This window comes from Hymenobacter daeguensis (assembly GCF_054780555.1).
On sequence record NZ_BAAGWC010000003.1, the window covers coordinates 26,505 to 37,217 of the forward strand.

Consider the following 10,713-nt stretch of genomic DNA (forward strand, 5'->3'; position numbering starts at 1 on the left):
TAAATCCGCGGCTCAGAAAATTATGCTAGACAAACACGGCATCGCCCGGCGCATTGCGCAGGAAGTGAAAGACGGCTCCTACGTCAACCTCGGCATCGGCATTCCCACGCTGGTGGCCAACTACATTCCGGCCGGCATCAGCGTGGAGCTGCAGTCCGAAAACGGCCTGCTCGGCATGGGCCCCTTCCCTACCGAAGACCAGGTGGACCCCGACCTCATCAACGCCGGCAAGCAGACCGTGACCACGCTGCCTGGCTCCAGCATCTTCTCCTCGGCCGACTCGTTTGGCATGATTCGGGGCGAGCACGTGGACCTGACCATCCTCGGCGCGATGGAGGTTTCGGAGCGCGGCGACATTGCCAACTGGAAGATTCCGGGCAAGATGGTGAAGGGCATGGGCGGCGCGATGGACCTGGTGGCGTCGGCCAAAAACATCATCGTGGCCATGCAGCATGTAGCCAAAGACGGCTCGTCCAAGCTTCTGGCCGACTGCACGCTGCCCATCACTGGCCTGCGCTGCGTGAAGAAAATCGTGACCGAGCTGGCCGTGCTGGAAGTAACGCCCGACGGCTTTGTGCTGCGCGAGCGCGCCCCCGGCGTGAGCGTGGCGCAGATTGTGGCCGCCACGGCCGGCAAGCTGGTGGTGCCGGCGGGCGAAGTGCCGGAGATGCAGGGCGTGGCATAAGCTTGGGCATGTGCTGCTTCCCGGGCGTATCTTCGTAGCCACTCACTGCTACTCGTTTATGCGTCAAACCCTTACTCTGCTGGCACTTGCTGCCATTCCTGCGCTGGCCCAGGCCCAGGTTTCGCCCGTCATCGACCGCACGGACATGCCCTCGCTCACCACCGGCGTCGACAGCCTGCGCCTGAGCGTGGCCAGCCCGGTGCTGCCGGCCGCCGCCCCGCCCCTCAGCCGCCGGGGAGCCAACCAAACCTGGAACTACACCAGCCTGGTGCCGGTATCGCAGCGGGTTGAGTCGTTTGTGCCGCTGGCCACGGCTTCGGCCGTTTCGGCCCTGTACACGTTCACGTTTGGGGCGCTGCTGGGCGGCGTGAACCGGGCCACGGTGGCCTCGCCGCAGGCGCTGCCGCTGCTGCCCGTGGCGCTGCCCATTGCCCTCACCGACTCGTACCAGTTCTACAACCTGTCGGCGGCCACGGCGGCCCAGCAGGATTTCCGCTCGGTGGGTTTTGGCGCTTCGCTGGCGGGCACGGCCATTCCGGTCACCTACGCCAGCCAGGCCCAGCAGGACGTTATCTACCGCTTTCCGCTGAGCTTTGCCAGTGCGCGCGATTCCAGCAGCTCGTACTTTTCCACGCCGGCGGCCATTGCTACTGTCGGCTACCTTAGCCAGAAGCGCAAGCGCGTGAACACGCCCGATGCCTGGGGCACGCTCACCACGCCCTTCGGCACGTTTCAGACGGTGCGCGTGGTCACCAAGCTCATCGACCACGACAGCATTGCCTTTGGCGGCACGGCCGGCCAGGGCCTCGACCTGCCGCTGACCCGCGAGTATAAGTGGCTAGCCAAAACTCACCACGTTCCGGTGCTCACCATCACCACCCGCGAAATTGGTGGGCAGGAAACCATCACCAACGTCGAATACCGCGACATCTACCGCCGCATCATCCGCCTGGCCACGCACGATGCCACCACCGATGCCGCGCTGAGCACCTACCCCAACCCCTCGGCCGTGGGCAGCGCCCTGGCGCTCACGGTGCCGGCCGGCAGCGGGCCGCTCACGGTGTCGGGCACCGATTTGGTGGGCCGGGTGCTGTTCCGCCGCGCATTCAGCGGCAGCAATGGCACCCTCACCCTTGATGCCGAGGCCTTTGGCACCTTCCGGGGCGTGGCCCTGCTGACGGTGCAAACAAGCCGGGGCACGGCCACCCGGCGCGTGGTGCGCGAGTAGAATTTCGGGCCGATTGCACCGTTTTGGGCCTTTTGCCGTTTGACTACCCGTTGGTGAACGTCGCCAACGGGTTTTTTTACGGGTAATTTTGTTGGACGAGTGGCGCGCCGGCGTGCCCGGGCATGGTAGCAATTGTTTAACGCGGGCCCTGGCCTGCTGCGGGCTACATTCGTCCGACGCTGATTACCGATTACTAACGACTGATTTCCGCATTCTCTTATGGCAACTTCTTCCAATGGCAAGCCCGCCGGTTCCAATGGCCACGCCACGCCGGGTGGCTCCCACGCCAAAAAAATAGGCAAGCCCAATGCTCTGGTAGCGGCCGAGCGCCTGACCCCCACCGCCGTGCCGGCCCACAAGCTGGTGCTGCGCACCCTGCGCCGCTCCGATTTCAAGGCCATCAAGGACATCATGGACCAGGTATATTCCAACATGGAAGGCGCGTGGTCGTCGGAGGAATTCAGCGCGCTGATTCGCAAGTTTCCCGAGGGTCAGATTGGCATCGAGGACAATGGCCGGCTGGTAGCGGCGGCCCTGGCCATTATTGTTGATTATGACCGGTTTGGCGACAAGCACACCTACGCCAAAATCACGGGCCAGGGCAAGTTCGACACCCACGATGCCGACGGCGACACGCTCTACGGCGTGGACGTGTTTGTGGACCCCGAGTACCGCAGCCTGCGCCTGGGCCGCCGCCTCTACGACGCCCGTAAGGAGCTGTGCGAGAACCTGAACCTGCGCGCCATGGTGGCCGGCGGCCGCATTCCCGGCTACGCCACCTACGCCAACGAGATGACGCCCGCCAAGTACGTGGAAAAGGTGCGCAACAAGGAGCTCACCGACCCCATCCTCACCTTCCAGCTCTCGAACGACTTCTACGTGCGGAAAATCATTCGCGGCTACCTGCCCTACGACTCCGAGTCGAAGGCGTACGCCACGCTGCTGGAGTGGATTAACGTGTATTACGAGGAAGAGGAGAAACTCATTGGCAATCAGAAGTCCAACGTTCGCATCGGCATTGTGCAGTGGCAGATGCGCGCCACCCGCAGCCTGGAGGACTTGCTGCAGCAGATTGAGTTCTTCGTGGACACGGTGAGCGGCTACAAGGCTGACTGCGTGATGTTTCCGGAGTTTTTCAACGCGCCCCTCATGGCCCTCACCAACGAAGACTCGCCGGCGGTAGCCATCCGGGCCATGGCGGCCTTCACCGAACCCATCAAGGCCAAGATGATGGAGCTGGCCGTGAGCTACAACATCAACGTGGTGGCCGGCTCGATGCCGGTGTACCTGGATGAGAAGCTCCACAACGTGGCCTTCCTCTGCCGGCGCGACGGCACGGTGGACGAGCAGTACAAGCTGCACGTCACGCCCGACGAGGCCAGCTACTGGGGCATGCGCGGCGGCGACAAGCTGAAGTGCTTCGACACGGATTTCGGCAAAATCGGCATTCTGGTTTGCTACGACGTGGAGTTCCCCGAGCTCTCGCGTATGCTCAGCGACGAAGGGATGAAAATTCTGTTCGTGCCCTTCTGGACCGATACCAAGAATGCCTACCAGCGCGTGCGCCTCTGCGCCCAGGCCCGCGCCATCGAGAACGAGTGCTACGTGGCCATCACCGGCTCGGTGGGCAACCTGCCCCGCGTCGAGAACATGGACATTCAGTATTCGCAGTCGGCCGTGTTCAGCCCCTCAGACTTTGCCTTCCCGCACGACGCCATCGTGGCCGAAGCCACCCCCAACACGGAGATGACGCTCATTGCCGACCTCGACCTCGACCTGCTCAAAGACCTAAACACCAGCGGCGCGGTGCGCAACCTGCGCGACCGCCGCAAGGATTTGTACTCGGTGAGCTGGGTGAAGAAATCGACGGAGCGCGACGAGGAGCTGCTGGCGCAGGGCGAAGAGCGGGTGCCCAAAACCGGCTCGCGCCGCAAAGCCATTGCAGCTGGGTAATCCCGCGGCAGTCAGGTACAAACAGGCCGTCATGCTTCGCTGCATGACGGCCTTTTCTATTCCAGCAGCTTGTAGTAAACGGCGGTGGCGTGCGGCTTGCCGTCGTGGTTGATGAAATACGCCGGAATGGCTCCGACGAAGTGGTAGCCCATGCGTTGGTAAAGCAACTCGGCCCCGTCGCCGTGCCGGGTGTCGAGGATGAGGGTGCTGCGGCTGAGCTGCCGGGCGTGGTCTTCCAGGGCCAGCAGCAGCTGACGGGCAATGCCCTGGCGGCGGGCCCGCGTGTGCACCAGCAGCTTGGAAACCTCGGCACGGAGCAGGGAATTGGGCCGGGTGGCCAGGTCCAGCTGCACGGTGCCCAGCAGGGCATCGGCAGTGCGCGCCACCAGCAGCACCCGGTGCCCGGCTTCGACGGCGGCGATAACGCTTTGCCAGTAGTCCTCGGCTTCGGCAGCAGGCAGGGGCGGCAGGAAGCCGACGGAAGCGCCCGAATCGACGGCATCGCGGAGCAGCTCGTGGAGCTGCGGCAGCAGGGCGCGGGCCTCGGCAGCGGTAAGCGTGGCAATGTTAAAGTCCATAACGCGTCGGCTTTGGGGTTTTTGGGGCTAATGGAAGCGCCAAATTAGCGCCAGGCGCAAAAAGCCTTCGCGCAAACGTTGCCACGGGTTGGGCTTTTGTGCGTAAACTTCGGCCCCAATTCTTCAAGCTAATCCCCAAATCACCACATGCGCGTTTTCATCACCGGAGCCAACCGGGGCCTGGGCCTCGAACTTACCCGCCAGTACCTGGAGCGCGGCGACCAGGTGTTTGCCGCCAGCCGGCAGCCCCTCGAAGCAGGCGAGCTGCAGCGCCTGCGCCGCCAGTACCCCGAGCGCCTCGCCCTGCTGCCGCTGGACGTGACCAGCGCCGAGTCCATTGCCGCCGCCGCTCAGGCGGTGCTGGCCGCCACCGACGGCATTGACGTTTTGATAAATAACGCCGGCGTGTACCCGCACGCGGGCTCCGGCGATGCCCACCAGCGCCTGGGCCAGCTCACCCACGAAGATGCCATGGAAACCATGCAGGTGAATGCCATTGGGCCGCTGCTGGTGGCGCAGGCGCTGCTGCCGCTGCTGCGCGCCGGACGCAAGGGCCGCATTCTGAGCATTTCCTCGGGCCAGGGCTCGCTGACCTGGAAGGCCACCGGCGACCCCTACCACTACAGCGCCAGCAAAGCCGCCATGAACATGTACATGCGCAGCCTGGCGGCCGAAATCGGCAAATACGGCCTGATTTCGGTGCTGGTGGACCCCGGCTGGATGCGCACCGACATGGGCGGCGACCACGCCACCCAAGAGCCGGCCGACTCGGCCCGTGGCATCATCCGGCTGGCCGAGCAGCTGCACGCGGAAGAGAACGGCAGCTTCGTGACCTGGCAGGGCCAGCCCGTGCCGTGGTAGGCATCACCGCTTCGTTTACAACCCATTAGCCTCGCTCAGGCAAGCAGAATGGGCGTTGAGAACCCGCAATCCGCTGGCCGGATTGCGGGTTTTTGCTTGCTGGGGGCACGGCCTGATGCATGAACCGGCCTGGCTGCCAGAAGATTAAAGTTCGATTAAAATCAATCGGCCCGGAGATATGCTTCGTATCTGCCTTTGGTTCACCATTCACTTCCAATCTTCGCATGAAACCACGATTTACTTTACCCCGACTGGCAGCAGCAGCCTTACTTTTACTCGGTGCCCGCCCTGGCCACGCCCAAACGGCTTACGGCCTGATAAGCACTTCCGCGACGGGCTCCAGCCTCGTTACGTTTGATGTGGCCACGCCCAGCACCTTCGCCAGCACTACGCCTATTGTGGGCCTGGCGATGGGCCAGGTGCTGGTGGGCATGGACAGCCGCCCCAATACGGGGCAGGTGTATGTAGCCGGCTACAGCGTGACGGCCATGCAGGTGCAGCTCTACACGCTCAACGTAACGACCGGCGCGCTGACGCAGGTGGGTGGCACGATTCCGGTGAACCTGGGCAGCAACCTGGGCCGCATCGGGTTCGATTTCAACCCGACGGTGGACCGCATCCGGCTGACGGGTGCCAACAACACCAACTATCGGCTGAACCCCGTGACCGGGGCCCTGGCCGCCACCGACGGCAACCTGGCCTACGCCACCACCGATGCCAACGCGAACCAGACGCCCGGCGTGGGCACAGTGGCCTACACCAACAGCTACATTGGAGCCACGGCCACCACGCTCTACGACATCGACGAAACCAACTCCCGGCTCACGCTGCAAAACCCACCCAACAACGGCACGCTCAACACCGTGGGCAGCCTGGGCCTCAACACTTCCGGCGCTACTTTCAGCGCCGATATGGACATTCGCTACAACCCCACCACCGGTACCAACCAGGCTTATTTGGCCGTTTCGACGGGCGGCACCGTGGGCTTTACCAATGAGCTGTATACCGTGAACCTGGCTACGGGAGCCACCACGCTGGTGGGCGGCCTGGGCAACTCGGCTTCGGGGGGCGGCCTGACGGCTTTTACGGACATTGCCCTGCAAATCACCCGCACGGTGCCGCCCACGGTGACCGGCAACCTGGCCTACGCCCTGGCCGGCACCAACCTGATTTCGTTTGACACGGCCCTGCCCGCTACCATTCGCACTTCCGTGGGCCTCAGCGGGGTAGCGGCTACCCAGACGCTGGTGGGCCTGGATATCCGGCCCGCCACCAACACGCTCTATGCGCTGGGCTACGATGCGGCCCTGGCCGCGCCCGGGGCCAATGCCCAGGTTTATTCGGTGAATTCGGTGACGGGCGTGGCCACGGCCGTGGGCGCCGCCGTGCGCCTGGAGCTGGGCACGGGCAAAGTGGGCTTCGATTTCAACCCCACCGTGGACCGCATCCGGGTTACGTCCTCGAACCGGGCCAACTACCGCCTGAACCCGATTGACGGCACCATCTCGGCCACCGATACCAACCTGGCCTACGCCACCACCGACGCCAACGCCAACGCCACGCCCAACATCGGCGCGGTGGCCTACACCAACAGCGTGGCCGGCACCACCGCCACGGCCACCACGCTCTACAACTACGACCTGAGCCTGAACATCCTCACCACCCAGAACCCGCCGAACAACGGCACCCTGAACACGGTGGGCGCCACCGGCATCATGGCCAACGCCACGGCTTCGAGCCTGGACCTGGACATTTACTCGCCGGCAGCGGGCACCAACACGGCCTACCTGGTGGCCAACCCCGGCACAACGGCCAACACCAACTTCTACACCGTGAACCTGACCACCGGGGCCACTACGCTGGTGGGCACCATCGGCAACGGTTTGGCCGCCCGCGACATTGCCGTGGCCGGCCCGGCCGGTGTGGTCACGGCCGTGCGCGAGCGCACCGACCTGGCCTCGGGCGTAAGCCTCTACCCCAACCCGGCCCACGGCAGCACGGCCCTCGGCTTCACGCTGCCGCGCGCCGGCCGCGTCGAGCTGAGCGTGTTCGACAACACCGGCCGCCGGGTGGCCGCTCCGGCAGCGGAGCTGTTGCCGGCCGGCGCCCAAACGCTGCGCTGGAACACCGGCGCCGTGAAGCCCGGCCTGTATTTCGTGCGCCTCGCCGTGGATGGCCAACCCGTGGCTACCCGCCAGCTGGCGGTGGAATAGGCTGTTGATGAATTGATTGCAACAAAAAAGCCTTGCTGGTAGCCAGCGAGGCTTTTTTGTTGCGCCTTAGCGCAGGCGGTGCAGCGGGCTGCCGGGCTTTAGCAGCGGCTTGAGCTCGGCAAAGGAGAATTCCAGCCAAAACTGATGCTGAAATTGCTTGAACATCAGGTTCGACTGCGCCTCGTAATTCACCGGGTAGTGAAACCGCACGCTTGCGGGCCCGATGCCCATTTCATCGGGCTGGTTTTGGGAGCTGACGTGCTGGCTGCGCAGGCCAGCCACATCCACGTCGTCGCTGTTCGGGGCGGCACCCGGGTACTCTTCGGCGATGTAGGCCGCCAGCTGCGCCTGTAGCTTCTGCTCGCAGATGGCCAGGAATTGTGCCTTGCGGGTGGGGTTGATTTCGTCGGTCAGCAGCTCGCCGGTGTGCAGGTCCACCACCGCCGTGCGGTAGCTGTGGCTCACGTTGGCACCCGTGTATTCCGAATGCAAGTCCACGCTCAGCAGGCCCTGGCTGTTGTACGTCACCTGCGAATAAACCCCGGCGAAGCCCTGCGGCGTATCGTTCGACTCGTGCGTAAGGTGCTCTTCGCGCAGCTCCGCCAACGGCATATCCGTCAGCTGCTCCACGCCGAAAATCTCGTGCAGCCGCCGCGTCACGCCGGGGTCGGGCACGGTGAAAACCGGTATGGTAAACTCCTCAAAATACGTCTGCTCGCCTACGTGGGCCTGCGCTGCCGGCCCGCGCGGCCGGTAGCGCGTAAGCTGCACCGGCCGGCGGCGGCCGGCTCCCCCTTCCTGCCAGATACCGGCCAAAGCACCATCGGAGGTGCGGCGCACCATGAAGCGGGCCGTCGGCTGGCGCACCTGGTCCATCGACTCGTGCCAGTGGCGCATTTTCTCCTCTTCCTCGGCCGATGGCTGGGGCGTGAACTCGCGCAGCCAGATTTCGCCGGTGGGGGCCACAAAGCCCTTCAGTTCGATGGGCTTCTGCTGGCTGAGGTAATAGTAGGTGCCCACCAGCTGCGAATCGGGCTTTGACACCGTAATGGACAGCCGAAACGGAAACCGGCCGCCCATCGTGCCCTCATAGTCGCCGAGTACGGCAGCCACCGGTGGGCGTGCCGCGGCTGGGGCTGGAGCCGGGCCCGAAGTCAGCGCGTTGGGCGAAGCAGCGGCGGCTGTAGCAGCCGGCCGGGGTTTAGAATCGCAGCCGCTCAGCAGAGCCAGCAGCAGCAAGGCGCACCAGGTTTTCACGAAAGAACAGCCGTTAGGCCTGGGCCAGGTGCGCGTGGTCGCGCAGAATGGTTTTCAGGAAAGGCTCGTCCTGCAAGCTGGTCTGGATGCCGGTAATGGCCTTCACTTTGTTGGCGATTTCGTTCAGCAGCAAGTAGTCGTTCTGGGTGGCGGCGCGCTGCAGCAGCTGGCGTATCAGGGTCACGTCGTGGTCGGCGAGCAGGGCGGCCTGCGGGAAAACCGGCTGGTAGCCGGCCACGGCGGTCAGGTCGGCGGCGGTGGGCACGGCGTGCGGCGCCACGGGCCGGGTTTTGATGACGGTGGTGCCGGCCGCCAGGTCGCCGAGGCGCTGGCCCTTGCCGTTGAGCGCGATGGTGACGACGGCCACCAGGCCGCTGAAAATGCCGAAATCGACGATGCGCAGCAGCCAGCGCAGCAGGTAGTCGCCGAGGCGGGGCGCGGTGCCGTCGAGGCGCATCACCCGAATATCGCGGGCCTTTTTGCCCAGGCTCTGGCCATTGAGGTACACCTCGCAGAGCAGGTTGTAGAACACGTAGGGAATGCCCACCAGCAGGCCCAGTATCACGGCCCCTACGCCGGTTTTGGCCTCGTTGCTGTTCCATCCCATCAGGGCAGAGAAAATCAGAAAGCAGACTATCACCCAGGCAAACAGAATGATGTTGTCGATAATGGTGGCCACGATGCGGTCGCCCAAGCTGGCGACTTCGTATTCGAGGGTAACGTTTTGGGCAGTGTGGACGCGGATGAAGGCCATTTTTTTTAAGGGTATGGAGGTAGGCGGGCAGGCGGGCGGGAAGCGGTGGAAATCGCGCCGCAAATGAAAATATAAATGCTGACAAAGAGCGGCAAAGCTCAAATCTAGTTTCTTCGTCTTTGGGAAAGGAGAAATTCCTGCGGGGTCTATTCCACCGCCGCCCACCCTCCTGCCCGCCTACCCGCCCACCCCCATCCCTTAGCACCGTGCGCGAACCCGCTTTCCTGCGTCAGAACCAGCCGCGCTGGCAGCAATACGAACAGCAGCCCACCACCAACCCCGATGAGCTGGCCGCCCGCTTCGTAGCCCTGACCGACGACCTGGCCTACGCCCAGACCTTCTACCCCGGCAGCCAGACCACGGCCTACCTCAACAACCTCACGGCCAGGCTGCACCAGCGCCTCTACCGCAACAAGCCCGAAAATACCCGGCGCTTCGGCCAGTTCTGGGCCGAGGAGCTGCCGCTGCTCGTGGCCCGGCACCACCGCACGCTGCGGGTGGCGGCGGTGCTGTTTGTGGTGTTCACGGCCATCGGGGCGCTGTCGGCGGCGCTCGATGACCGGTTTGTGCGCGTGGTGCTGGGCGACGGCTACGTGAACATGACCCTGGAAAACATCCGGCGCGGCGACCCCATGGGCGTGTACAAGACCGAGAGCGAAGCGCCCATGTTCCTGTTTATCACGCTCAACAACATCTACGTTTCGCTGCGCGTGTTCGTGTTTGGCGTGGGCCTGGGGCTGGGCTCCATCGTCGAGCTGTTTCGGACGGGCATGATGCTGGGCTCGTTTCAGTATTTCTTCTTTCACAAAGGCGTGGGGCTGCAATCCTTCCTCACCATCTGGATTCACGGCACGCTGGAGATTTCGGCCATTGTGCTGGCCGGCGGGGCCGGGCTGGTGATGGGCACGGGCATCCTGTTTCCGGGCACCTACTCGCGGGCCGAGTCGTTCCGCCGCGCCGCCCGCGACGGCCTGAAGCTGGCCATCGGGCTGGTGCCCATTTTTGTGGTGGCCGGCTTTCTCGAAGGCTTCGTGACGCGCCACACCGAGATGCCCGTTGCGGCCAGCCTCGCCATCATCGGTGCTTCGGCCGCTTTTATTGGCTGGTATTTTGGCATCTATCCCGGCCAGGTGCGCCGGCGGCTGGCCCGCCTGCCGTAGCTTTGGCGATGGCACTGCCGGACC

At 64.2% G+C, this 10,713-nt stretch carries 9 protein-coding genes; 6 read left to right on the forward strand and 3 right to left on the reverse strand.

Features of this window, described 5'->3' with window-relative positions; translation table 11 throughout:
• Positions 1-22 precede the first annotated feature (22 nt).
• From ACYVHT_RS06330 to ACYVHT_RS06340, 3 genes are all read left to right on the forward strand, one after another.
• Positions 23-685: a sugar phosphate isomerase family gene (locus ACYVHT_RS06330; protein ID WP_460549125.1), complete on the forward strand. Its 663-nt coding sequence runs from the start codon at positions 23-25 to the stop codon at positions 683-685.
• A gap of 58 nt (positions 686-743) precedes the next feature.
• A complete protein-coding gene (locus tag ACYVHT_RS06335) occupies positions 744-1,913 on the forward strand; it encodes a hypothetical protein (protein WP_460549127.1) in 1,170 nt (389 codons plus the stop codon).
• 411 nt (positions 1,914-2,324) lie between these two features.
• Positions 2,325-3,866 carry a GNAT family N-acetyltransferase gene (locus ACYVHT_RS06340; RefSeq protein ID WP_460549484.1) on the forward strand — a complete coding sequence of 514 codons (1,542 nt, stop codon included), beginning with the start codon at positions 2,325-2,327 and terminating at the stop codon, positions 3,864-3,866.
• Positions 3,867-3,922: 56 nt separating this feature from the next.
• Here ACYVHT_RS06340 and ACYVHT_RS06345 read toward each other — a convergent pair whose 3' ends face one another.
• Positions 3,923-4,444 carry a GNAT family N-acetyltransferase gene (locus ACYVHT_RS06345; RefSeq protein WP_460549128.1) on the reverse strand — a complete coding sequence of 174 codons (522 nt, stop codon included), beginning with the start codon at positions 4,442-4,444 and terminating at the stop codon, positions 3,923-3,925.
• 147 nt (positions 4,445-4,591) lie between these two features.
• Between ACYVHT_RS06345 and ACYVHT_RS06350 the strand changes: the two genes are divergently transcribed.
• Positions 4,592-5,305 carry an SDR family oxidoreductase gene (locus ACYVHT_RS06350; RefSeq protein ID WP_460549130.1) on the forward strand — a complete coding sequence of 238 codons (714 nt, stop codon included), beginning with the start codon at positions 4,592-4,594 and terminating at the stop codon, positions 5,303-5,305.
• A gap of 224 nt (positions 5,306-5,529) precedes the next feature.
• Positions 5,530-7,518, forward strand: a complete 1,989-nt coding sequence (locus ACYVHT_RS06355) for a DUF4394 domain-containing protein (RefSeq protein ID WP_460549132.1) — start codon at positions 5,530-5,532, stop codon at positions 7,516-7,518.
• A 66-nt stretch (positions 7,519-7,584) separates the two neighbouring features.
• Here the strand turns inward: ACYVHT_RS06355 and ACYVHT_RS06360 are convergent, their stop codons facing one another.
• Positions 7,585-8,775, reverse strand: a complete 1,191-nt coding sequence (locus ACYVHT_RS06360) for a hypothetical protein (RefSeq protein ID WP_460549134.1) — start codon at positions 8,773-8,775, stop codon at positions 7,585-7,587.
• Between the two features lie 13 nt (positions 8,776-8,788).
• Positions 8,789-9,529, reverse strand: coding sequence for an RDD family protein (locus ACYVHT_RS06365; protein ID WP_460549137.1), 741 nt, complete (start codon positions 9,527-9,529; stop codon positions 8,789-8,791).
• Between the two features lie 206 nt (positions 9,530-9,735).
• Between ACYVHT_RS06365 and ACYVHT_RS06370 the strand changes: the two genes are divergently transcribed.
• Complete coding sequence (locus tag ACYVHT_RS06370) at positions 9,736-10,689, forward strand: stage II sporulation protein M (RefSeq protein WP_460549139.1); 954 nt, start codon at positions 9,736-9,738, stop codon at positions 10,687-10,689.
• Positions 10,690-10,713: the final 24 nt, after the last annotated feature.

What these genes read in the sequence shown, in the direction of transcription:
- ACYVHT_RS06330 (WP_460549125.1), top strand. Translation starts at nt 23, where the DNA reads ATGCTAGACAAACACGGCATCGCCCGGCGCATTGCGCAGGAAGTGAAA.
- ACYVHT_RS06335 (WP_460549127.1), top strand. Translation starts at nt 744, where the DNA reads ATGCGTCAAACCCTTACTCTGCTGGCACTTGCTGCCATTCCTGCGCTG.
- ACYVHT_RS06340 (WP_460549484.1), top strand. Translation starts at nt 2,325, where the DNA reads ATGGACCAGGTATATTCCAACATGGAAGGCGCGTGGTCGTCGGAGGAA.
- ACYVHT_RS06345 (WP_460549128.1), bottom strand. Translation starts at nt 4,444, where the DNA reads ATGGACTTTAACATTGCCACGCTTACCGCTGCCGAGGCCCGCGCCCTG.
- ACYVHT_RS06350 (WP_460549130.1), top strand. Translation starts at nt 4,592, where the DNA reads ATGCGCGTTTTCATCACCGGAGCCAACCGGGGCCTGGGCCTCGAACTT.
- ACYVHT_RS06355 (WP_460549132.1), top strand. Translation starts at nt 5,530, where the DNA reads ATGAAACCACGATTTACTTTACCCCGACTGGCAGCAGCAGCCTTACTT.
- ACYVHT_RS06365 (WP_460549137.1), bottom strand. Translation starts at nt 9,529, where the DNA reads ATGGCCTTCATCCGCGTCCACACTGCCCAAAACGTTACCCTCGAATAC.